This window comes from Agarivorans sp. 2_MG-2023 (genome assembly GCF_030548085.1).
Classification (GTDB): domain Bacteria; phylum Pseudomonadota; class Gammaproteobacteria; order Enterobacterales; family Celerinatantimonadaceae; genus Agarivorans.
Window position 1 is genome coordinate 74,370 of the sequence record NZ_JAUORQ010000001.1, and the last position, 23,594, is coordinate 97,963.

Annotated in this window: 21 protein-coding genes; 11 read left to right on the forward strand and 10 right to left on the reverse strand. The window is 44.1% G+C overall.

Annotated features, from left to right (window positions below; all coding sequences use genetic code 11):
• Positions 1–175: 175 nt before the first annotated feature.
• Together Q4549_RS00370 and eutC are read left to right on the forward strand one after the other, a co-directional pair.
• Positions 176–1,570 carry an ethanolamine ammonia-lyase subunit EutB gene (locus Q4549_RS00370; protein WP_303553554.1) on the forward strand — a complete coding sequence of 465 codons (1,395 nt, stop codon included), beginning with the start codon at positions 176–178 and terminating at the stop codon, positions 1,568–1,570.
• Positions 1,567–2,385 carry an ethanolamine ammonia-lyase subunit EutC gene (gene eutC, locus Q4549_RS00375; RefSeq protein WP_303553553.1) on the forward strand — a complete coding sequence of 273 codons (819 nt, stop codon included), beginning with the start codon at positions 1,567–1,569 and terminating at the stop codon, positions 2,383–2,385. The genes Q4549_RS00370 and eutC overlap by 4 nt, the downstream gene beginning before the upstream one ends.
• Positions 2,386–2,522: 137 nt before the next feature.
• Here eutC and Q4549_RS00380 read toward each other — a convergent pair whose 3' ends face one another.
• Positions 2,523–3,836, reverse strand: a complete 1,314-nt coding sequence (locus Q4549_RS00380) for a 6-phospho-beta-glucosidase (RefSeq protein ID WP_303553552.1) — start codon at positions 3,834–3,836, stop codon at positions 2,523–2,525.
• A 120-nt stretch (positions 3,837–3,956) separates the two neighbouring features.
• On the opposite strand from Q4549_RS00380, the gene Q4549_RS00385 reads away from it, so the two are divergent.
• On the forward strand, positions 3,957–4,910 hold the full coding sequence (locus Q4549_RS00385; protein WP_303515266.1) for a LysR substrate-binding domain-containing protein: 954 nt from the start codon (positions 3,957–3,959) through the stop codon (positions 4,908–4,910).
• Positions 4,911–5,063: 153 nt separating this feature from the next.
• On the opposite strand, the gene Q4549_RS00390 is transcribed toward Q4549_RS00385, so the two are convergent.
• From Q4549_RS00390 to Q4549_RS00410, 5 genes are all read right to left on the reverse strand, one after another.
• Positions 5,064–5,549 (reverse strand): GNAT family N-acetyltransferase, encoded by a 486-nt coding sequence (locus Q4549_RS00390; RefSeq protein ID WP_303553550.1) that lies wholly within the window; start codon positions 5,547–5,549, stop codon positions 5,064–5,066.
• Positions 5,550–5,606: 57 nt separating this feature from the next.
• Positions 5,607–7,286, reverse strand: a complete 1,680-nt coding sequence (locus Q4549_RS00395; RefSeq protein ID WP_303553549.1) for a bifunctional UDP-sugar hydrolase/5'-nucleotidase — start codon at positions 7,284–7,286, stop codon at positions 5,607–5,609.
• A gap of 152 nt (positions 7,287–7,438) precedes the next feature.
• Positions 7,439–8,368, reverse strand: a complete 930-nt coding sequence (locus Q4549_RS00400) for an ABC transporter permease (protein WP_303553548.1) — start codon at positions 8,366–8,368, stop codon at positions 7,439–7,441.
• Between the two features lie 11 nt (positions 8,369–8,379).
• Entirely contained in the window at positions 8,380–9,474 is a 1,095-nt protein-coding gene (locus tag Q4549_RS00405) for an ABC transporter permease (RefSeq protein WP_303553547.1), read from the reverse strand.
• Complete coding sequence (locus Q4549_RS00410) at positions 9,467–11,017, reverse strand: ABC transporter ATP-binding protein (protein ID WP_303553546.1); 1,551 nt, start codon at positions 11,015–11,017, stop codon at positions 9,467–9,469. The genes Q4549_RS00405 and Q4549_RS00410 overlap by 8 nt, the downstream gene beginning before the upstream one ends.
• 280 nt (positions 11,018–11,297) lie before the next feature.
• On the opposite strand from Q4549_RS00410, the gene Q4549_RS00415 reads away from it, so the two are divergent.
• The 3 genes from Q4549_RS00415 to puuE all read left to right on the forward strand — a co-directional run bounded on the left by Q4549_RS00415 (position 11,298) and on the right by puuE (position 14,309).
• On the forward strand, positions 11,298–11,927 hold the full coding sequence (locus tag Q4549_RS00415) for a TetR/AcrR family transcriptional regulator (protein WP_303515254.1): 630 nt from the start codon (positions 11,298–11,300) through the stop codon (positions 11,925–11,927).
• 76 nt (positions 11,928–12,003) lie between these two features.
• Positions 12,004–13,392 (forward strand): 8-oxoguanine deaminase, encoded by a 1,389-nt coding sequence (locus Q4549_RS00420; RefSeq protein WP_303553545.1) that lies wholly within the window; start codon positions 12,004–12,006, stop codon positions 13,390–13,392.
• Between the two features lie 8 nt (positions 13,393–13,400).
• Complete coding sequence (gene puuE, locus Q4549_RS00425) at positions 13,401–14,309, forward strand: allantoinase PuuE (RefSeq protein WP_303553544.1); 909 nt, start codon at positions 13,401–13,403, stop codon at positions 14,307–14,309.
• A gap of 239 nt (positions 14,310–14,548) precedes the next feature.
• Here the strand turns inward: puuE and Q4549_RS00430 are convergent, their stop codons facing one another.
• From Q4549_RS00430 to Q4549_RS00440, 3 genes are all read right to left on the reverse strand, one after another.
• The gene (locus tag Q4549_RS00430; RefSeq protein WP_303553543.1) at positions 14,549–14,878 is read right to left on the reverse strand and encodes a hypothetical protein; all 330 of its coding nucleotides are present in this window, start codon (positions 14,876–14,878) and stop codon (positions 14,549–14,551) included.
• A gap of 555 nt (positions 14,879–15,433) precedes the next feature.
• The gene (locus tag Q4549_RS00435; protein ID WP_303553542.1) at positions 15,434–15,697 is read right to left on the reverse strand and encodes a DUF5062 family protein; all 264 of its coding nucleotides are present in this window, start codon (positions 15,695–15,697) and stop codon (positions 15,434–15,436) included.
• Between the two features lie 175 nt (positions 15,698–15,872).
• Positions 15,873–16,583: a hypothetical protein gene (locus Q4549_RS00440; protein ID WP_303515231.1), complete on the reverse strand. Its 711-nt coding sequence runs from the start codon at positions 16,581–16,583 to the stop codon at positions 15,873–15,875.
• Between the two features lie 288 nt (positions 16,584–16,871).
• Between Q4549_RS00440 and Q4549_RS00445 the strand changes: the two genes are divergently transcribed.
• From Q4549_RS00445 to Q4549_RS00455, 3 genes are all read left to right on the forward strand, one after another.
• Positions 16,872–19,121, forward strand: coding sequence for a peptidase U32 family protein (locus Q4549_RS00445; RefSeq protein WP_303553541.1), 2,250 nt, complete (start codon positions 16,872–16,874; stop codon positions 19,119–19,121).
• 365 nt (positions 19,122–19,486) lie between these two features.
• Positions 19,487–19,894, forward strand: a complete 408-nt coding sequence (locus tag Q4549_RS00450; protein WP_303553609.1) for a PH domain-containing protein — start codon at positions 19,487–19,489, stop codon at positions 19,892–19,894.
• Positions 19,891–20,598: a rhomboid family intramembrane serine protease gene (locus Q4549_RS00455; RefSeq protein ID WP_303553540.1), complete on the forward strand. Its 708-nt coding sequence runs from the start codon at positions 19,891–19,893 to the stop codon at positions 20,596–20,598. Before Q4549_RS00450 ends, Q4549_RS00455 begins: the two co-directional genes overlap by 4 nt.
• A gap of 84 nt (positions 20,599–20,682) precedes the next feature.
• On the opposite strand, the gene Q4549_RS00460 is transcribed toward Q4549_RS00455, so the two are convergent.
• Positions 20,683–22,257, reverse strand: a complete 1,575-nt coding sequence (locus Q4549_RS00460; RefSeq protein ID WP_303553538.1) for an ABC-F family ATP-binding cassette domain-containing protein — start codon at positions 22,255–22,257, stop codon at positions 20,683–20,685.
• A 724-nt stretch (positions 22,258–22,981) separates the two neighbouring features.
• Here Q4549_RS00460 and Q4549_RS21855 point away from each other — a divergent pair.
• Together Q4549_RS21855 and Q4549_RS00465 are read left to right on the forward strand one after the other, a co-directional pair.
• Positions 22,982–23,098, forward strand: coding sequence for a zinc-ribbon domain containing protein (locus tag Q4549_RS21855; RefSeq protein WP_368411615.1), 117 nt, complete (start codon positions 22,982–22,984; stop codon positions 23,096–23,098).
• 70 nt (positions 23,099–23,168) lie between these two features.
• Complete coding sequence (locus Q4549_RS00465; protein WP_137675126.1) at positions 23,169–23,537, forward strand: hypothetical protein; 369 nt, start codon at positions 23,169–23,171, stop codon at positions 23,535–23,537.
• The last annotated feature ends 57 nt before the right edge of the window (positions 23,538–23,594 follow it).

A 23,594-nucleotide genomic window follows, 5' to 3' on the forward strand; every position in this document is an offset into this window, starting at 1 on the left:
CACTAAGCCTAGGCCATTGAAAGAGCAGATTATTCTAGCTATTGCTCTTACTGGCTTTTTGCTTGATGCTAATGATTCACTTGTTAATCTACAGGCTTAAACAAGTCTTTTACTGTGTTACTAAACTGATTCTTAGTGCGCCTAACAAGAACGCGCTAGTTATGTAGGATACATAATGGCTGAATTTGTAATGAATGCGGGTGGGGAGCGGTTTCGTTTCGCCAGCTTAAAAGAGTTAATGGCGAAGGCTTCACCCTTGAGAAGTGGTGACCAGTTGGCTGGTGTTACTGCTTCTAGCGATCACCAGCGGGTAGCGGGGCAAATGGCCTTAGCCGAGCTGCCTTTAAGCCATTTTCTTAATGAAGCTTTAATTCCTTACGAACAAGATGAAGTAACGCGACTGATTGTTGATAGTCATGATGCTCAAGCCTTTAAGTTTATTGCTCATCTGAACGTGGGCGATTTGCGTAATTACCTGCTAAATGAACAGGTCGGCGCGGCGGAGCTGGCAGCCTTAGCACCCGCGTTTACGCCTGAAATGTTGGCAGCAGTTAGCAAGTTGATGCGTATCCAAGATCTCATTTTGGTTGCCAGCAAGTGTGAAGTAGTGACGGCATTTCGCAATACCTTGGGATTAAGTGGAACCTTGTCGACGCGTTTACAGCCTAATCATCCTACCGACGATCCCGCCGGTGTGGCGGCGAGCATTTTAGATGGCTTATTGTATGCCAATGGTGATGCGGTGATTGGTATTAATCCCGCTACCGATAATTTGCAGGCTGTTACCACCTTAATGAAGATGCTGGATGAAGTGATTCAGCATTATCAAATTCCCACTCAAAGTTGCGTGCTTAGCCACGTAACTACCCACTTAGAAGCGATCAGCTTAGGCGCACCAGTAGATTTGGTGTTTCAATCTATTGCGGGTACCGAGCAAGCTAATCAAGGTTTTGGTATTAATTTAGCGTTGTTAGATGAAGCCTACAGTGCTGCGCTATCGCTCAAGCGTGGCACTAAAGGTAACAACGTGATGTATTTTGAAACCGGCCAAGGTAGCGCGCTTAGTTCAAACAGTCATCATGGGGTTGACCAGCAAACCTGCGAAGCCAGAGCCTATGCGGTCGCGCGGCGTTACAAGCCCTTATTGGTTAATACCGTGGTGGGTTTTATTGGCCCTGAATATTTGTATAACGGTAAGCAGATTATTAGAGCCGGTTTAGAAGACCATTTTTGTGGCAAGTTAATGGGCTTACCTATGGGCTGCGACATTTGTTACACCAACCATGCTGACGCCGACCAAGATGACATGGACATGTTATTGGTGCAGTTAGTCAGTGCTGGGGTTAACTTTATAATGGGCATTCCTGGCTCAGATGACATTATGTTGAACTATCAAACCACCTCTTTTCATGATGCCTTATTTGCTCGGCAGATTTCTGGGAAAAAACCTGCGCCAGAGTTTGAGGCTTGGTTACAACAGCAACAGATTACTGATGACCGTGGTCAATTAGCACTTAAGCAGCAGTTGCCAAAAGCCTTTGATGTGGTGAGTAAGGAGTTGCACAAGTGAGCGATGACAAATCTAAATCATTGGTGACTAAACCTGCGCTCGCAGAGTTGGTGATTGAGAACCCTTGGCAATCATTAAAAACACACACCGATGCGAGAATTGCCTTAGGCAGAGCGGGTTCTAGCTTACCCACCAAAGCACATTTAGCTTTTCAATTAGCTCATGCGCAAGCGCGAGACGCTGTACTAATGCCTTTGGATTATCAACAGCTAGCGGAGGATTTAGCCCACTTTGACCTAGGTGTTAATCACCTCAGCTCGCAAGCCTGCGATAGAGCTACGTACTTACAACGTCCCGATTTAGGCCGGTTGCTTGATGAGCCATCGAAACAAACCTTAGCGAATGACTTCGCTAGTTACGATATTGTGCTAGTGCTGACCGAAGGACTATCTTCTGCCGCAATTAGAGAAAACGCCAGCTCAATGTTAGCCGCTTTGGTGCCTAAGGTGGTTGGCTTAGGTTTATCTATCGCGCCATTGATAATTGTTGAACAAGGCCGAGTAGCTGTAGGTGATGATGTAGCTCACGCCTTGGGAGCGAAAATGGTGGCAATACTGGTGGGCGAGCGGCCAGGTTTAAGCTCGCCCGATAGCTTAGGCATCTATTTTACCTATCAGGCTTATCCTGGCATTGAAGAAGCCAAACGCAATTGTTTATCTAACATTCGCTCGGCAGGCATGTCGGTTGACGACGCGGCATTTCGCTTAGCTTATTTAATTGAGCAAGCTAATCAGTTGGGGTACTCAGGCGTAGAGCTGAAGGACAAAACTAAAAGCAGTAATGCCAAGGTTGGTCAAAACTTTTTGCTTCCTTAGGCAAAGTGACAATAGAGTTGTCGACCTTAGAGGGTAAGTGCTCATTAGTGACCCTAAAGAGGCTATGTTTAGAGTAATGACAGTCAATAATGGGTTACTCAATGCCGCAACCCATTATCGATAAAAGAGGTGAAGGGTTAACGGAACTGAGGCATAAAGTCTAAATTTTCGTCAATCGTTTCATTTAACGCTTCTTCTAAAATACTGCCTGTTGTGACTAATGGATTCAGAATTAGCGCTCGGTGGGCGATATTACGATCACCTGTTACTGCTGCTTCAACGGTTAGTGTTTCAAAGTCTTTCATCATTTGAATAAGGCGTAATGTATCTGAAGGGAACGGTGAAACGTTTAGTGGTACGGGGCCAGAGCGAGTAATCATACTACTTACTTCAACCGCACAATCATCTGGCAGACCAGCTATAGTGCCATTGTTGCGTGTATTAACGTGCATGATGGTACGTTTGTCGTTGTAAATTGAGCTCATTAGCTCACAAGCTGCTTCAGAGTAATATTGACCGCCTCGTTTCTCTAGCTCTTTAGGTTTCTCGCTAAGAGCTGGATTACGATAGATATCGAACAGGCGTTCTTCCATTGCTTTAACTACTTCACCGCGGGTGCCCTCGTCATTTGCCTCTACAATTTCTTGCTGCATGATATCTTGGCTAGTGTAGTAATAACGTAAGTAAGCACATGGAATCATGCCCATGTTACGCAGTAACTGTTCGGGCCAATCAAATGCCGGTATGTTCGCAGGAACCAGCGTATCGTTACCCGACAGCATCTCATCAACGATGTCTTCGAGTTTGTCTTGACCGTTAATAAGTACTTGTCGAGCAAAAATGAAGTGGTTTAATCCCGCAACTTGTAAGACAAAGTCTTGCTCGTTTACATCAAGCATTTTGGCAATGCCTTTTTGCATGATAACCGGCACATTACATAAGCCGACTGCTTTCACCTTGGTATGTTTTAAAATGGCTTCGGTCACCATGCCTGATGGATTGGTAAAATTGAGTAACCAAGCATTTGGACACAACTCTTCCATTTCATGGGCAATTTCAAGTGCGATAGGGATAGTACGGCAAGCATTAGCAAAACCACCAAGACCGTTGGTTTCTTGCCCAATCATGCCGTATTTTAGAGAAATACGTTCATCGCGAATACGACCTTCGAGACAACCCGCGCGGAACTGAGAGCAAACAAAATCAGCATCTTTTAAGGCTTCTTTACGATCCAGTGTGACATGCACATTTATGTGTTCCAAATTGTTTTTAGCGAGCATACGGCGTGTTAGATCACCGATAATGTTGACCTTGTCGTGGCCTTCTTCGATGTCTACCAGCCAAAGTTGACCGATAGGAAGTTCGCTGCTGCGATGAATTAGGCCTTCAATAAGCTCTGGAGTGTAACTAGAACCAGCACCAATAATGGTGATTTTAAGTTGGTTTTTCATATGAGGCTTCTCTATACGGATTAATTGAGTTAATTAAAGGTCTTTCCATTAAGGGCGACAAACTAAAATAAATGTTATATACATTAGCTACACTAATTCATAAGCATAATGTTTAGTTTAATGGACAAAAAACAACAGCAACTCACCAACATGCACACATTCAGTGTGGCGGCTAAGTTTTTAAGCTTTACTAAAGCGGCGGAAGAGTTGTTTATTTCTCAGGGGGCGGTAAGTCAACGAATCAAGCAGTTAGAGCTGCAACTCGGCTTTATGTTGTTTGTAAGGCTGACAAGGCGTTTAAAACTCACCGTAGAAGGAGAGCGCTTACTACAAGCGCTTAATCAATCTTTTGACCTGATTTTTTCTGAGATAGACGATATTAGGTTCAAGGAGTTAAGGGGAGAGTTGTATCTTGGCGTTGCGCCGACATTTGCGCAAAGCTGGTTGTTAAAGCGTTTACCTGAATTTCAAGCGATGTACCCCAATTTGAATATCAAGCTAAGAGTGAAGGCGAGTCCGTTAAATTTTCAACATGAACCAGTGGATTTGGCTATCTATTATAGCGAAAGGCACCACGCTGAGTTTTTCAGCCAAAAGCTATTTGATGAATACATTACTCCGGTTTGTTCGCCTAGTTATTATGAGAATCAATTGAATACTGTTGATAACAAAGGTGAGCCGCTTGAAAGTAACCTGCTGTTAGCTGAAAATTTTAGTGACCTGACTTTAATCCATTGTTCTGAATCGCTTGAATCGAACCAACCTCAACATGAATGGAAGTTATGGCTTGAAAAGCAAAGTGATGAGCAAGTGAAACGATTAGTGCTTCCTGAGGCTAGCATGATAGTTAACCATGCCGACATGGCAAATTCAGCCGCGAGTTACTCAATGGGCATGGCGATGGGAAGAATTGCGCTAATAGAAGAAAAGTTGCAGACGAAAGCGCTAATCGCGCCTTTTGAAAGCGTATCTTCAGGACGTGCTTACCATTTAATTTGCCCTCAAGGGCAGCAAACAAGGCCAAGAAATAAGGCTTTTATTGATTGGTTGATGGCCTGCTTAGCTAAGGCATAAGCCATCAACTACTACAATACTTGGTCAAACTGGCTAAAGGCTTAATATCTCGTAGCCATCAACAAAGGTGTTGTAAAACTGAGCCATTACTTGTTTACAGTGATTAGAGCAGTAAGTGTTGGTTGACGGAAATGTTTAGAAGGTTGCGATAGCTTAAGTAGCTAAGGCTTTAAACATAATTAAACAATCTACCAAGCCTTGTTCGCTGTGTTGATAACCATTGGGAATGGTGCCGATAACATCGAATCCCAGCTTTTTCCACAGAGCAATGGCCGCCTCATTGGTAGAGACAACCGAGTTAAATTGCATGGCGCTAAAGCCGAGTTGTAATGCCTGCTGTTGAGAGTGCAAGCAAAGCTGCCGAGCAATACCTTTGCCGCGAGCCGTTTCACTAACCATATATCCACAGTTACACACATGGCTACCAGGTCCCATTGCATTAGCTTTTAGGTAGTAGCTTGCTAGTATTTCACCATTTTCTTCATATACAAAACACTTAGCTGGCAATACACACCAAAGCTCATAGGCTTCTCGCTCACTCATATTCGGATCAAAGGCGTAAGTCTGTTGGGCGCGAATCACTGCCTCGAAGCTTGGCCAGAAGGCGCTAAAATCCGCTTGGGTCATGGCTCTTATCATTTGAGTCTTCCTTTGGTATTCGCCGCTTCGCTTTGAGGAGTGCAGAGAGTTATGTGTTTACATTAACTGTTTTTGTTGGTTGGCAAAAGTCACAAAACTGTCGCTCATGGTCATGCCCAGGTCTTGATGATCCCAGCTATCGAGCAAGGCATGATAACCCTCTTTCCCCGCTAAGGTGTAAGCCGAAGAGACCCCTCGGTAGTTCTTATCTAGCTCAAGCGCCTGCCACATATTGCCGTAGCGTAGTTCTACCTTGCTTACACGTTGGCCTGCAGGTTTATCACCTTGGTAGTGGTAACGCAGTTTGTAAAAGTAGGGAAAGCTGCCGTCTCCAGTGCCTATAAAGCCATTGTTCGTGGCGTTATCTATAGAGCTTTCAATAACTTGCAATAATTGTTTACCTGATACTAGATAGCTAACAATGGCAATTTCAAAGGGTAATAAACGGCCGCATATTTCCGCTTTAGTAAGCGGGCCCGCTTTTAAGGACACACGCACACCGCCAGCGTTATGTAAGGCAAAATCGGTGGGCTGTTTGGCGTTAGCGGCTTGATAAAAACCTTGGCATACCAGTGGTGATACTTCACTGCCCTCGGGTAACTTGCTGGTGGGCATTCTAGAGTGCAATAATGGCTTGCTCAATGTAGTCACAACTTGGCGGCGCATTTCGTCAATTACTGGACGATATTCTTGGTTGATGATCTTGGCCATTTGCTGATCATCAGGGTAGTGGCTCACTAAGGAACTCGCCGCCAAATAATCGGCAATTTGAGCGCGTATCTCGGGTGATACTGGCTGACCATGTTGCAAAGCTTGCCACTGGTTATCGATTAAAAAACTCACGCCGCCATCTACCGAAATAACCTTACCTTCGCTATCAAATTCTAAGCGTTCTAAGCCGATAGATTCAGCATGTTTACCCGCTTGCAGAATGAGGCAGCCATGATGCCAATGCTGGCTTTGTTGAGTACTTTCAATACCAATTTCAGAGAAATCACCGGTTAATGTGTGTGAGTGGCCACCAACGATCAGGCTTATGCCAGATACGGCCTCCGCTAAGGCTAAATCTCCGCTATGGCCTAAATGGCTTAATACCAAGATGTGTTTTATGCCTTGTTGTTGCAAATGGTCAACGGTGGCTTGGGTAGTCGTAATGGCGTTTAAAAAGTGGCAATCGGCATCGGGGCAACCAATGTTATGCATCAGGTCGTGGGTAATACCAATAATCGCCAGTTGTTTATCGCCTAATGGCTTAAGTAGGTACTCAGCTATTTGTTGCTGATTGTCGTAGCAATAGAGGTTTTTATGGGGCGCTAAAGGTTGCGGTTTCTGTTGATCTTCTTGGCTTAAATCCATGTTGCCAGCAAGCAAGGCGAACTTAGCTTGATCAACAAATTGTGATACTGGCGCGTTACCAAGATCAAACTCATGGTTGCCAATGGTCATGGCGTCAGGCATAAGCAAGTTAAGTAAACGGGCGTTAGCTAAGCCTTTGAATTGGCTAAAATACAAACTGCCTTGAAAGCTGTCACCTGCATGTAGCAATATACTAGGTACCTGCTGTTGTTTCGCTATTTTCCGCTGTTCGGCTACTGCACTAGCAATACGCGCATAACCTCCGCATTGCGCATCAATTTGGTAGCGTTGTCCATGTAAGTTGATGTGAAAATGGACTAAAGAAGACTCAAAATGGGAGTGGGTATCGTTGATATGAGCCAAGTAAAGCGAATAAGTCATAGAGTCTCCAACAAGCGGGAAGGCATGATACGCCAATTTATTACTTCGCTTGAACCATTCAGTGATATTTATTTTCCCACTGGCGGTGTTAACCACCAAAAGAACAAAGCCTCTAGTAAATAGAGGCTTTGAATCAGCTTGATACTAGAGTGTTAATGGCGTCTAGAATCAAAGGGCTTGGCCAAGCTCATGGGGGCTGCCAGCTTTTGCCGAATAGGGTTAGAGCTAATAATTACCATCACTACAATAGTGGCTACATATGGCATCATTGCTAGCAAGTTGGGTGAAATGGTAAAGCCGATACCTTGCATCACTAAGTGCAAGATAGACGCAACACCAAACAAGTAGGCGCCAACCATTAAGTAACCCACGCGCCATGAGGCAAATACAACTAAAGATAAAGCAATCCAGCCGCGGCCTGCGGTCATGTTTTCCATCCACATTGGCGTGTAAGAAAGAGACATATAAGCACCGGCTAAACCAGCAAACGCACCGCCAATAAGTACCGCGATATAACGTACTTTAATCACTTTAATGCCTAAAGCGTTGGCCGAGTAGGGGTTTTCGCCTACCGCGCGCAAGGTTAAGCCCGCACGGGTTTTGTTTACTACCCACCAGCATATTGCTACCAATACAAAGCTGCCATAAACCAGTATGTCGTGGTTAAACAGCAATGGGCCAACAAAAGGAATGTCGCTCAGTAAAGGGATCGCAATGGGTTTAAATCCATTAACGGTAGAGCCCACTAAGCTTGCGCCCAAAAAGGCACTTAAGCCTGAACCAAAAATGGTTAATGCTAAGCCAGTGGCGACTTGGTTGGTATTTAAGTTAAGTGATAGTAGCGCGAAAATACCCGCCATCATCATGCCTGCCACCATGGCAAGCAACAAACCTAAGGCTAAATTGCCACTAAAATAAGCCCCCGCAAACCCAGCCATAGCACCCATTAACATCATGCCCTCTTGGCCTAAATTAAGTACGCCCGATTTCTCGCAAATTAGTTCGCCCAAGGCTACTAGCAATAACGGTGTGCCGGTTTTGATGGCCGCCACTAAAATTTGTTGAAACAGTTCCATGTCCATTAAGCGGCTCCTTACTTAGTGCTAACTGGGGCAGTTTTAGAGTTTGATTTATTGGGCTGCCAGACGATTTTGTAGTGAATGAGAAAGTCACACGCGAGCAAGAAAAACAGCAAGATGCCTTGGAATAGGCCAGTAATTGCTGTGGGCATACCCAACTCAATTTGGGCTAAATCGCTGCCCATGTACAAGGTACCCATGAAAAAGGCCGCGAAGATAATACCAAAGGGATTAAGCCTGCCAAGGTAAGCCACAATAATGGCTGCATAGCCATAGCCTGGCGATACTTGTGGAATGAGCTGACCAATGGGGCCGGTCACTTCTGCCACGCCAGCAAAGCCAGCCAGCGCACCAGCACTCAGCATAACGCTCCAAATAATAAACTTACTGCTGTAACCTGCGTATCGCGCGGCCGGTTGGTCTGAGCCAAATACGCGCAGCTGAAATCCCGGTAAGGTGCGGTACAAGATAATCCCCGAACCAATGGCAAAAATTACCGCTAATACAATGCTGATTGAGGCACGACCATCTTCCATGATAGTGGGCAGTAGCACTGCATCAGCAAAAATTGCTGATTCAGGAAAACCGAATCCATCGGGGTCGATGAGCGGACCGTGTACTCCCCATAACAGCAGATACAAACCAATGTAATTAAGCATGATGGTGGTAAGAATAAGATTGGTATGAAACAGCTGATGCAGCAGGGTAGGTATAGCTGCCCAAAACATGCCTGCCACCGCGCCAGCGAGCAGCGTAATGGCTAACCAGCCATAACCTGAATCATCATTGGCTTGCAGCGCAAAATATGAGCCCACCACTGCGCCAACTAGCAATTGTCCTTCGGCACCAATATTCCAAATGTTCGCTTTGTAACACAGTGCTAATCCGGTGGCACACAATAACAAAGGCGTGGTTTTCACCATTAATTCGCCTAAGTTATAGCTGTCGCTAAGCGGATCGATAATGAATACTTTAAAAGCGGTGGTGGGGTTTATGTCTAAGGCAAAAAACATAATGCTAGATACCAGCATAGTGAGCCCAATCGCAATCAGTGGTGACAGCCAAGACATCAGTTTGGAAGACTCTAAGCGTGCTTGAGTTTTAAGCATGTTTTAAGTCCTCCTTTGGCTTGTCATCATTCATGAAGCTGCCAGCAATCCATTTACCTACCTCTTCAATGCTGGTTTGTTCGGTGTGAACCGCATGCGATAACTGCCCTTCGTATAAGGCGGCAATGCGGTCTGAAATCATGAACAATTCATCAATATCTTCCGATACCACTAAAATGGCAGCGCCGTTATCACGCAGCTCAATGAGTTGGCGATGAATGGAACTGGCCGCGCCTATATCTACCCCCCAAGTAGGATGAGCACAAATGAGTACTTCTGGGTTTTGATCCACTTCGCGACCAATAATAAACTTCTGTAGATTACCGCCCGACAAGCTCTTAGCTTGCGCGTGGGCGTTGTGACATTTCACGTCGTTGCGGTGAATAATCGACTTGGCTAACTCAACCACTTTATGCGGCAAAATGAGACCGCGACTCACCAAGCCCTTGCGTGCGCTAGTCAGCAAGGTGTTGTCGGCTAGGCTCATGTCTGGCACTGCGCCTTGGCCTAGGCGATCGGCTGGCACGTAACTCATGCCCAGTAAGCGCCGTTCGCCAGCATTTAGCTTGGCCACTTTGCGCCCATTTATTAGTATGCTGCCGGCCTCTGCTCGCGTATCTTCGCCACTTAAGGCTTCTAATAAATCTTCTTGGCCATTACCGGCTACGCCAGCAATGCCGAGTATTTCGCCTTTATGCAGGCTAAGGTTTACCTTTTTGAGTCCGGTACCAAAAGGATTAGTAGGCGGCACGCTTAAATCTCGGGTGACTAGCAGCTCGTCTGAGCCAATGGTTTTATGGTAGCGCTCCGACAACACGGCTTCACTGCCAACCATCATTCTGGCGATAGAATCTGGCGTTTCATTAGCGGGTACACATTCACCGCTCACTTTACCGCCACGCAATATTACAGCCCGGTTGCACAATGCAGTGACTTCTTTCAGTTTGTGGCTAATAAACAAAATGCTGCAGCCTTCACTGGCTAGCGTGCGCAATACGTTAAATAAACCGGCGACTTCTTGCGGGGTGAGTACCGAAGTCGGTTCATCAAGAATCAGCAGTTTAACGTTTTGAATTAAACAGCGAAGTATCTCTAAGCGTTGGCGCTCGCCAATGCTTAAGTTATGTACGTAGCGGTCTGGGTCTACTTTCAGCTCGTAGGCTGCGCTGAGTTCAATTATTTTGGCGCGCAAAGTGGCTGCGTCTTTCACAAAGCCTGCATCAAGGCTGAGCTCTATGTTCTCTTGCACGGTGAGAGTTTCAAATACCGAGAAGTGTTGAAACACCATACCAATGCCCATGCTTCGTGCCATATTGGGCGAGCGGATCACTACTTCCTTTCCTTGCCAAAGTAGGCTGCCTTCGTCTGCCTGTACGACGCCGTAAATCATTTTTACTAGGGTAGATTTTCCTGCACCGTTCTCTCCAAGTAGGGCCAGTATTTCCCCTTTGGCTAACGTTAAGCTCACTTTGTCGTTGGCCACTACGCCGGGATAGCGCTTAGACACTTGCCATAACGACAACAAGAGATTGTCTTGTTTCATTTTGAGTCCATTCTTGTTTTTCTATCGATCGGTAAGCCATTTGCATTGCATAAATCTGACCAAGTGTTCAACTTCACTATTGTAGCTAATAAGTTGCAATTGTTTGTTTTTTGTTGTGCTTAGTTGGTGCGAAGTATGGCAATAAATGGCGCTTTATGGTGCGTTCATGGCTTTTTTTAGCAAACTGCAGTTTGCACTAGTGATTTATAAGTTAATCATTAATAATGCTTTCGTAAGTAATATGACGCTTAAAAAGGTGGAACAAGGAGAGTGATTCAGCATGGCTAAAGCTACGGCAACCCAAAGTGGCGCAATTAGAAAAAAGAATGAAAAGGTCATCTTAAAAGCGGCGACCAATGAGTTCGTGAAACACGGTTATCAAGGCACTTCATTGCAAGCCATTGCCGATAGAGCTGAGCTGCCAAAAGCCAATATTCTCTACTACTTTAAATCTAAGCAGGGTTTGTATCGCGCCTTGTTAGAAGACATTCTTGCCATGTGGAATGACGCCTTTGAACATACCACCGCCGATGATGACCCGGCTGTGGCTATTAGTGCTTATATTCGCTCCAAAATGCGTTACAGCCGCAGCCACCCTAAAAGCTCACGTATATTTGCCATGGAAATTATCCAAGGTGCGCCTAACCTAAAAGACAATTTGCAGTTTCCCGTTATTGAATGGAGTAAGCAAAAATGCAGCTTGATTCAAACTTGGATAGACCAAGGAAAAATTCAGCCCATTGAACCGATTTATCTATTATTTTTGATTTGGGGAGCGACGCAGTTTTACGCGGATTTTGATACAGAAGTACGAATGATTCACGGTAAAGCCTTAAGCGTTGAAGAGTTTAGCCAAGCCGAACAAAACTTAGTGGATATAATTCTCCGTGGCATTGGTTTAACGCCATAAATTCATTTTCTTGAGCGTTTGGTCAGCTTTTTGCTTATCCTTTTAGCTATATGCTTAAAAGGATAAGAGTTGCCAAATGCTTGCAAACAACCCATCAGCCAGTAAAACTCTGTGGATAAAGAATCCCTTAGCTGTTTTTAGTGGGGCATTAAATGGCCCTAACGCCGAGCGTGACTTAGCCGGTGGCTTAGTGATTCAAGGTAGCCAAATTATTGAATGTGTGGCTGCCGGCAAACAGCCCTCTATTACCGTAGACCAACAACTAGACGCCAGCGACATGGTGTTGCTACCTGGCCTTATTAATACTCATCATCATTTTTATCAAACACTGACCCGTTGTTTACCCGCCGCCATTAATCAGCCTTTATTCCCATGGCTTAAAACCTTGTACCCCATCTGGAGTGGTTTAACACCCAAGCATATTGAGCTAGCCACTGAATTAGCTTGTTGGGAACTAATGCTAAGTGGCGCGACTACGGTGGCCGATCATCATTATGTTTTTAATCACGCCCTTAGTGAGGCAATAGACATACAAGCGGAGGTAGTGGGGCGCTTAGGTGTGCGCGCTACGCTAACGCGCGGCAGCATGAGTTTGTCGCAAAAAGATGGCGGCCTACCGCCTGACAGCGTGGTACAAACCGAGCAGCAAATCCTCGACGATAGCCTACGTTTAATAAAGCGTTATCACGATGCCAGCAACGGTAGCATGCTGAACTTGGCGTTAGCGCCATGCTCGCCGTTTTCGGTTACCGAGACATTAATGTGTGAAACCGCCCGCTTAGCTAAGCAGCAAGGTGTGCGTTTACATACTCACTTGGGCGAAACTATTGATGAGAACGATTTTTGCGTAGAAAAGCTGGGTATGCGGCCAGTAGATTACTTAGAGCATTGTGGCTGGATGGGCCCACAAACATGGCTTGCTCACGGCATTCATTTTGATGAAAGCGAGATACAGCGCTTAGGTGCCGCTCAAGTTGGTATTGCTCATTGTGCGACTTCTAACATGGTGTTGGCGTCGGGCATTTGTCCAACGCTAGAGCTAGAAGCCGCTGGCTGCAAGCTAGGTTTGGCGGTAGATGGTTCAGCCTCTAACGACAGCTCGAACATGATTCAAGAGTTACGTCATTCGCTTATGCAACAACGCTTACGTTATCGCGCAGACCAAATCACTCACCATCAAGTACTGAACTGGGCAACCCAAGGCAGTGCAGCGGTGTTAGGGCGCGATGATATAGGTGTATTAGCGCCAGGCAAACAAGCCGATATTGGTTTATATAAACTAGACGGGCTTAACTTTTCTGGGGCTCACGACCCATTAGCTGCGCTAGTTTTATGTGGTGCGAGTCAAGTGAGTAAGTTAATGGTGGCCGGTAAGTGGGTGATTGAAGATGCCGAGGCCACTCGCGAGCAGTTAAACCAACTTAAGGCACAGCATCATCAATTAGCTCTTCAGCTGGTGGGTTAGGAAGCAACATGACAGATAAAAAAGATAACTACCCCAGAGATTTAGTCGGCTATGGCCAACATCCCCCTCAGGTCAACTGGCCAAACAAGGCTAAAATTGCCCTGCAGTTTGTGGTTAATTTTGAAGAAGGTGGCGAGAACTGTGTATTGCATGGCGATAGTCATTCAGAGCAGTTTTTGTCTGAAATAGTGGGTGCTGCCGCTTATCCCGATCGCCATATGAGCATGGAGTCTATTTACGAATATGGCAGCCGCGCCGGATTTTGGCGCTTACATCGTTTGTTTGTAAGCCAAAATATTCCGGTTACCGTATTTGCGGTTGCCATGGCGCTGCAGCGCCATCCAGAAGCGGTAAAAGCGATGTTAGATGCTAATTGGGAAATCGCCAGTCATGGCTTACGTTGGATTCACTATCAAGACTTTAGCGAGCAGCAAGAGCGTGAACATATAGAGCAAGCCATAGCGATTCACCAACAAACCACTGGCAGTAAACCTAAAGGCTGGTATACCGGCCGAACTAGCCCAAACACCCTTAAATTGATTGCCGAGCGAGAAGACATTCTCTATAGCGCCGACAGCTATGCCGACGACTTACCCTATTGGGATAACAACTACAGCAAACCCTTATTAATGGTGCCTTATACCCTAGACACCAATGATATGCGCTTTGCCACGCCACAAGGCTTTAACAGTGGTGAACAGTTTTACCAGTATTTAAAAGACGCTTTTGACGTACTGTACTTTGAAGGTGAAACCGCCCCTAAAATGCTTAGCATAGGTTTGCATTGCCGAATAGTAGGGCGGCCAGCTAGGCTAGCCGCGCTGCAGCGTTTTATTCAATATACCCAGCAGTTTGAAGGCGTGTGGTATGCCACACGGGAGGAGATTGCAGAGCATTGGGTGACAGAGCAAGGCTGATAATGAAGTGAAGGTAAAAGCTGATAACGACTAGAAATAGTTATTAGCTTATATAAGCTAGATTGATGGTTCTATTTGTAGTTTGTATAGCGAGATAAGTTTAGCTTCTAGGATTTTCTTTATGTCAGATAAAACAGCGTTAAGGGCATAAACCTTCCTTTTAGTAATGGGCCCTAAAAGTAATTGACCACCTCAATTTGTTGAATTAATGCCAACTGACCTCTGATCTTTAGGCCTTGTTATACGCTTTCTTCTTTTTGAAAAACACCAAATAGATAAGTTCCAATACATCCGACTAGAAAAAGCATCCAACCAATATTTGTAGCACCTAATTCACCCAATACATCAAAGCCGGTAAACATCTCAATTAGTAACGATGACGATGAAGGTAAAACTAAGACCATAAACCAAGTGGCCTGTCCGCCTAGTTTTACTGCGCCCGCGCAATAAGGGCACACTCGCACATTTCTAGAAAACTGATACCACTTTGGAACATTGTGAACTGGTCTGCGGCCGAGTTGATTAAACGTAGGTTTTTCGCCACACCATGGGCATGTTTTCTTTAGCACGATGCTTCCTTTCCGTATTAAAGAATTCGATAATGGGCAATTGCACTGTGTGCTAGGCTTCAGCGCACCTAAATAGTCGCGCAATGTATTTAACCCTCTTGATTGATTTTTTAAGTACTACTGTTGTGCAGCAACAAAAATCCCTACATATAGCCAAATACAAAATCCTAAAGTATTTAGTGCCTTACCCAGCAATAAATGCCGAAAATACAACCCTACACAAAACAACATAGATGCTAAAAGCAACATTAAAGCATGTGCAGTATCTAAAAAAACTCCAAATGGGCCTAACAACAATGAAAAAAACAGAAGGCCAAGGCTCAATGATATAAAAACTAAAAATAGTAACGCTGGTTATATAAGCAAGCAGCCACTGTATAACTTGAGAGCGTAACAAATTGTTCAAGTTCATGATTTTCAGTCTTTTGGGCTACGTTTGCAGGTTGTTTTACGACACTTCCAAATTTATGTTGGTTAAGTGTCAACCATATTTAGGACGGAAACATAGACAAATAAAGCAGCACTTAGTGCTGCTTTGTGTAAATAATCTTATAGCTAACCGTCTAACAGTTCGTGGTCTTTAGGTAATTGACCTGCCAACCACAATACCAACTTGTGGCGCATTTCTGGGCCGGTCATTTTGTCTTTAGGTAGTGGGGTGAGGCGCTTATCTTCGGCTAATAGCATGTATAAAGCTTCTACTTTGTCTTTCTCTGAGATGCCTGAAGGAAACTTGGCAAAACCGCGTTGCAGTGCGTATACCTCGCCAATTTGTAAGGCTTTTTTGAGTAACTGCGCTTCATGTTTATACTTTTTCACTAATGGTCTCGCTACTGAGCAACTTTGTTCCAACATACGGTAAAGCGACCTTTAATAACAGCGCTTAAATCACTAATTGCAGGTCGCACCAATAACAATGGTTTAGTTGTCGAAAAAATAGTCGCTTAGGCTAAGTACTCCATGCCGAGGCAAAGGTCTAGATAAGCAAGTGACATCAGTTCTTTTTCATCAGCTCTGCAAATCGTGTTGACGCAAAATTTAGCCCCGCACTGCCTCCACCTAATAAACCGCCAGTAATTAATACGTCTGCAATTCTTATTAAGTGGCCATGTATGCCGCATATTTCAGTTAAGTTCATCATCACATCGCTAAGAATACTAAGCCCTAGTGATGCCAGTACAATACCCGAGATAAACACAAAAAAGGTCACATCGCGGTTGCAGGTAGATTGATGCCTAGCTAGCGAGAACTCGTAACTGTGTTTAATGCAAAGTAGCGCGGCACGGTACTCATCGGCGTTGTCTTCTGGCGGAATAAGCAAATCAACCATTTGCTTATCTAGCACTTTTTGGGCGACTTGGATCTCTCGCTCAAATACCATTTTTAGTACATTAAGGTGTTGGCTTTCATCTGACAGGGTTTCTTTAATTCTGGATATTCTTAAGGTCCAGTCTGCTACTTTTCGATTTCGGTAGTTACTCACAAATACCGCAGCAGCGCGCTCTACCGCAACCACAATAAATAGGTATTTGAGAAAAATATCGCTGCCTTTATCGGATAGCTCGGGATTGACCACCAGAAAGTGAATGTCTTTATAACCCCAGTAGAACGCAGCAATGAGGCTGGTAACAAAGATAAAAACTGCAACCACCACTTGCCAAGTGCCGGTAGATTTTTTGCTAGGGTGTGAATTGCTATTAGCCATAAGCTTTAGTCCTGATTGTTCGAGCAATCGGTCATTTGCTATTAAGCGCCCACCATAAGCTGTGGGTTCTACCCATAGTTTAGTCGCTGCTTAGTGGCTTGTGGGATGAATCACCAAACTAAGCTTATGGCTAGCGGCAAGTGATATGGCTTGGAATGACTAAATGCGATGGGCTCAATAACTAAGATTGGACGAAGTTAGTTAACTGTAGCAATAGTGTTCGGTTGCCGTTAAAATCCCGCGCAGTAAAAATAAGGCTGTTAGCCCAAGTATAGTGAGTTTGAAACAATGACTAGAAAGATAGAGTTGCTTGCCCCTGGTGGTGATGTAGAAGCCATTAAAGCGGCGGTAATTGCCGGGGCGAATGCGGTGTATTGTGGCTTAGATACCTTTAATGCCCGTAACCGAGCTTCTAACCTTTCTTTTGAAGATCTCAGTGGCATATTACGCTTAGCGCATAAGTACGACTGTGAAGTGTTTTTAACGCTAAATGTGGTGATTCTTGAACAAGAAATTCCCGCCATGGTTAAGCTGCTGAACAAACTGGTCAATTCCGGTATCGACGGCATTATTGTTCAAGACCTAGGAGTATTTAACTTAGTTAAAAAGCACTTTCCTAGCTTGGACATTCACGCTTCTACCCAGCTTACTACGCATAACGAAGGCCAAATTGAATTTTTGGCTAAACTCGGAGCTACGCGAGTGAACTTATCGCGAGAGCTAAATCTACCGGAAATTAAAACCCTAACTGCCTTAGCGCACCAGCACGACGTATTAACCGAAGTTTTTGTGCACGGTTCTTTGTGTATTGCCTTTTCTGGCCAGTGTTACTCAAGCTCGGTAAGTGTTGGAAACTCAGGTAACCGAGGCCGTTGTAGCCAAGCCTGTCGCGACGAATACGAAATTACCGCTGCTGGTAATCGTTTCCCGCTTAACTTAAAAGATAATTCGGCTTATTTTGATTTACCACAGTTGGTTGATGCTGAAGTAGACTCTCTCAAAATTGAAGGCCGAATTAAAGGCGCACACTACGTATACACAGTTGTTGATAGTTGGCGTAAGCAAGTTGATAAATTTGTAGAAAGCGGCCAGTTACTGGAAGATGACTCAAACCTACACCGAGTATTTAACCGCGATTTTACTAACTCGTTTTTGCAGGGCAACCTGACCAAAGATATGTTTATTGATAACCCTCGCGACCACAGTGTGCAGCATGCGGTGCAAAAATATAACGCCATATCGGTGGTAGAAATTAAAGAAGCCAGAAAAGGCCTTCACGCCGAACGTAACGAAATTGGTGAAGAACTGGCCGAAAAGATTAAGTACCTAAGTATTGCCAAGCAACCTTTGGCAATGGCGTTCTCAGGCTCTTTAGATACCCCGCTATGTTTAACCATGACCATTGGTGATAACGACAAAGTGCATCGCCTGCAAACGACATCCTCGTTGCGAGTAGCCTCTAAAATTACGCTAAACGCCGAAGCCATTGAAAAACGTTTTAAAAACTTTGCTATTAACGATTTTAGCGTTGAGGCGTTTGATTGCAGTGAGCTAGATGAAAACTTAAGCCTTCCTTATAAAGAGTTAACCGAACTTAAAAACCAAGCGGCATTTCTACTGAATAACTCGGTGCCTATAGTGCCAGCGGTAGAAGTACCAGAGCTTGAGAAGCACCCGCGCATTACTAGCAAGCCAAGTATGTCGATACTGATTGCGGATGAAAAAGACCTACCGCTATGTGATTTAACCGAATCGGATATTTACTTTAAGTTGCCAGAGAGCTTTAAAAAGGGCTGTAACAAGTACATAGATATTTTCTTGCGTAACCCACGTTTAATCCCTTGGTTCCCCGCAGTGCTTATTGGTAAAGACTATTTAGAAGCGGTGCGTTTATTAGAACAAGTTCGCCCAGCAAAAATAGTAAGTAATAATACCGGTGTTGCTTACAAGGCATTTGAAATGGACATTGAGTGGATAGCCGGCCCATTCTTAAACACCACTAACTCTTACGCTTTGCTTACCCTTAAGGAAGAGTTGAATTGTGCGGGCGCCTTTATATCTAACGAAATAAACCGCCTGCAAATTAGAAACATTACTCGCCCAGACAACTTTAAAATGCTCTACAGCATCTACCATCCTATTTTGATGATGACCAGCCGCCAGTGCTTCTTCCAGCAAACTGTTGGCTGTAACAAACCCGCGATTGAAGACGGTTGCATGCTCAAATGTACTAAGGCTACCACTATCACTAACGTGAAAGGTGTGTCGTTTGCTGTAGATAAGCAAAAGGGTGGTTACCCGAGTATTTACAACCACGAGCAGTTCTTAAACTTTGATATTGTGAATGACCTCGCTGGGCAGTTTGACGAATTCTTTATCGACTTAACCAACATTGGAGCCGGCTCTAAAGCAGAGTTAGATAAAGCTGAATTAGTCACTCAATTTGAGCGCTTTCTACAAGGCGATGAGCAAGCACAGCAACACTTAAGTGAGATGGTCACCGTAAGGACCAATGCACAATATAGCCAAGGTTTGTAAGTAGGCGCTTGATAAAGCGTTAGCTATCTAGGGGCTATTTTAAAGCCCGTTTGTTAGCAAGTAATCTAGCTTTGCTTAGCCCTTAAGCGGCTAGATTACTTCGCGAACACATTTCTGCTCCAACAACGGTAAACCTGTTGTAGCTGGTCGTGTTCTTATACCTAAGATTACATTGATTAACCCTCGGTTAAGCGCGATGGTTCTGTTTGTCACTCCTTATATCTATTCATTTATCTTTCTATTCCCCTATTTACTGACGTTCTTATTTTTATATCTTCAGGTTGCTGATAATATTGGCTTTATAGGAAGGGCGCCTTCTAATAACAAGCGTCAGTAATGATCAGATAGCATAACAAGGAGTAGTGATGAATAAAGAACAGGCTCAAGAATACATCAAAGGTAATCTGAATGAGGGTGATGCGCTTATTGGTTTTTTTCAAGCTATTAGCCCTCCCAATATTTGGTTGTTTTTCTTGATCGGGCCTCTTTTTGTATTAAGTATGAAATCCTATTTCTTAGCGGTGACCGAGAAAGGTATCTCGTTCCATAAACTCAGCATGTTAGGTAAGTTTAAAGAGCATGACTTTTTCGAATTTGATGAGATTGAAAGCGTGAAAATAGGCAAGGGATTGCTTCAAAGGCCAATGAAGTTTACCTTTAAAAATAATCGAAAAGTAACGGTAAAAGCCCAGCTTAAGGGTGTAGAAAAGATTGCAAAATTGTTGCCTGATGTACAGCAACACATCGAGAAAAACATACCTTTAGCTCAATGATTCTATTCCTTATCACAGTAGCCATTTATGTTGGCCTATTAGTTTCTATCAAGCCTGCGCCAAACAGTTTGAAGGCCAGTGCTGTCACTTATAAAGAGAACCTTCAGAGTGTGTGGGCATCGATCTGTTCGGGGGTCTTAATCATTGTGGTATTTCTACTCACCACTAATTTTGGCTTTATTACTGTCGATGAATATTTGTATCACACATTGGCTTTGAGTAATGATGGTGAACAGTTTTTTAAATGGCCATTACAGTCGATAACCCATCTCTTTGTTCATGGGAATTTAGTCCATCTTGCAGCCAATGTTGTTGGTTTAGGCCTCGCTTCTGCTTATGAGCGCAGAGTTGGAGCTAAAAGGTATTTTGCTGTCCTTGTTGTTGGGGCTTTAGCATCTATACCGTCAATATTATTCTATTCGGAAAGTATTGCTGTATGCGGTATTTCAGGCGGTGTCTTTGGTCTTGCTGCAGCCTATTTTACCGATGAAGAGGAGTTAACGCTTAAAGAGTGGTTGTCTGCCATTTTTCTGTTCTCGTTTATGGCATTAATGCTGGCTTTCTACTCAGAGTTCGACAGTGATGCTAACGACACCTTGGATATGGGCGTTGACCATATAGGCCATCTGCTCGGTGCGTTAGGGGCAATTTTATATTGCCGCTTAAAACCGCTGGGCGTGGTGCAATTAAAGCCGAATCACTAAGCGTTAGCTTTGAAAGATGAAATACCAAAGGCCTAAGGTATTCCTTTGGCCTTGGTATTTTTTACTTGTTTTTGTAGGTGTTAATTAGCTCATCACAACTTCTTCGCAAGCTGAAATATCTCGCACAAAATCCTCATCATGACTCACCAAAATAAACGCACCTTTATAGGCGTTTAATGCCTCTGCCAGTAGTTGCTTCGACTCTATGTCTAAGTGGTTATCGGGTTCATCTAACAGCAGCAATGGTGAATTAGCCATGTGGCTTACCATTAACATGGCTAGTTTCATTTTTTCGCCACCGCTTAGCAGGGCAACTTCTCGGTCTACTAAGTCTCGCCTAAAACCAATACCTGCTAAGAGTGTGCGTGCAGTGCTGTGATGTAGGCCGCTGCAATGTGTGGTTAAGTTATCTAGCAGGCTCGTTAAGGGATTGAGTAAACCAAAATGCTGATCCATATACACGGTGTTGGTATTTACAGTAATAAGGCCGCTGTATTGAGTCTCTGCTCCGTTTATTGCTTTTAGTAAGGTGGATTTACCACAACCGTTCGCGCCACTTAAGTGGACCCTTTCGGTTTGCGACAGGCTAAAGGTAACAGGATCGCTGTTGCCTAAGGCTAGGCAACATTGCTTAATGCTTAACAAGCTACGTTTCTTGGTTTGCTCCGATTGTTGCAAGTACAATGCTTGCGGTTTTAGCTGTTCTTTTTGTTGCTGTAAGGTCTGCAGTTTATCTTGGCTTCGCTCACGTTGGTTTTGTTGCATAGTAGCCGTTGCAGAGAGGCTTTGGCCTGCGCGTTCTTTCATTGCGTCGAGTAATATTTTTGGCTGGCTGCCCGATCTTCTTATTCGGTTGCCTTTGGCCTCCCGCTGCTGAGCCTTTTCCTTATTGGCTTGGGCTTGCCGTTCTATCTTCTTTTGCTCCGACTTTACTTGCGTAATTTGTTTGTCTAAAGCGTTACTTTGCGCAGAAGACTGAGCCCAATACTCGTCGTAGTTGCCGCTATAGAAACGCAAACCTAAACGCGTGAGCTGATAAATAGCGCTCACTTGCCTTAGCAGTTGGCGGTCGTGACTAACTATTAATGCCCGGCCTTGGTAGTGCTTTAGTTGCTCTATTAACCACAGCCGGCCATTTGAATCTAGATGGTTAGTGGGTTCATCCAGCAATAAAATGTCGGCGTCGGATTCAAATAAGCGATGCAATTGGAGTAGGGCAAGCTGCCCACCGCTTAAGTTGTGGCAATACGCGTCAAGATTTTCACTAATATTTAGTTTTTCTAAGGTGTGCTGAGCGCGAGTTTTTACTTCCCAGTCTTCACCCAGCATATCAAAATGCTTTGGCTCACAGCTGCCTTGCTCAATCGCATGGTAAGCCGCCAGTTTTTCGCTAATACCCGAATATTCATCAATACGAATATTGCTGTTTAATAAGTGCGACGGTAATTGTGAGTAAAAGCCAATGTTACCTTGGCGGGTTACGCTGCCTTGGGTGGCGTTAAGCTGGCCAAGTAATAAGGAAACAAACAAAGATTTTCCTACGCCATTGCGGCCCACTAAGCCGCTTAAACCTGGCGCTAAGTTAAAGTTTATTTTATTAAATAACCATTCACCGCTATCGAGCTGAAATGATAATTGGGTGGTTGATAATACAGGCATAATTCTGCCTCCCTTTACGTTAAACGTGTAAAAGGGGTCGGGCCATTCTATTCAATGAGAATGGCTTAGCCGTTACTTAGGTGAGATTGCCAGGACAAAGATCGAACGCGATCTAAAACAGCAATATGCTCAAATTTTGCAGATAAGAAATGACGAAAGTAACGCCCACTAACCCCGAGTGTCCAAATGGTTGATATAAATTGGATGTCAGGTGGTTAGTACTTCATTATGGCGTTAGCTCCATTGGATTAGGTGGGGGGATTATAGAGAATCACTGGCTAAAACTTCAACAATTATTTATAGGCCATACAAATAAGCGAATTAGGGCGATAATTTGAGGCTTGAGTTTGATCAGTTTCTATCAAGCTAGCCCCGCTCAATAAAACATGCCTTCAACATAGATGCCTACGCGGTAGTATTGCTCTTATCTTTTTGCTGCTTTCTCACAGTGAATTCGCGACTCTCCTTTTCCTTGAGGTCTGCATCTTTCTATCATGAGTTTTTTGTCATTTTGGTTTTTAAGTCGCTGAATCAACAAGGTTTAAGTGATAGCATTGATTTGGCTAAATGAGAGAGCTAAGAAGATTCTCTTGTTTAAACAATAGGGAGCCTTTCGGTACGCAGTTATGTGCCTTGGTGGGTTCGTTGGTAGAGCGCAAGAATGTAATACAAGTTCGAATTAACCTCCCTGTCGATCTGAGCAAGTAGGGGAGTAAATCGTAATATTGATTATAATTTCCCTCCGGACTCATACTCTGACACGAGGTTTACTTGTGTAGATTGCGGCATTAAAGAAACATGGGCAGCTCAACAACAGAAGTTCCACCAAGCAAAGCTATAGCATTCAAGAGAAATAAATGAGATTCATCAATATATTCATACTCTTAAGTATTCTGGGACTGACTGGTTGTATGGATACATATAATCATCGGCAATATTTATTAGTTCCAGAATTATCCAAAGATCAGGTAGAAGAACTTAAGCAAAAGTTAACTATAGCTTTTGAGCCTATTCTTGAAAAACATGGATTGTATCGTTCAACTCCGAATTCAAAAGTAGAAGGGGTTATTCTTTATTATTCAGATGGAGGTAATTTCGGAATTGGAGTCGGGGGACGAAATACCAGCCAAGGCGTTGTGATTGATATTACCCATTTTCACCCTGGCCGTGGTGAAACTCCTCGTTATTCTGAAATTGTGGAAGAGCTGGTTAAGACCTTAAGGGATCTGGAAAATTTTTCATATATCGAGTTAGATTATCGTAGCCAGATAGAAATCTGATGAATGCTAGCAAGCGATTCAATCCGGATAAAAGCAGTTAGTTTCTACTTCTTCGCA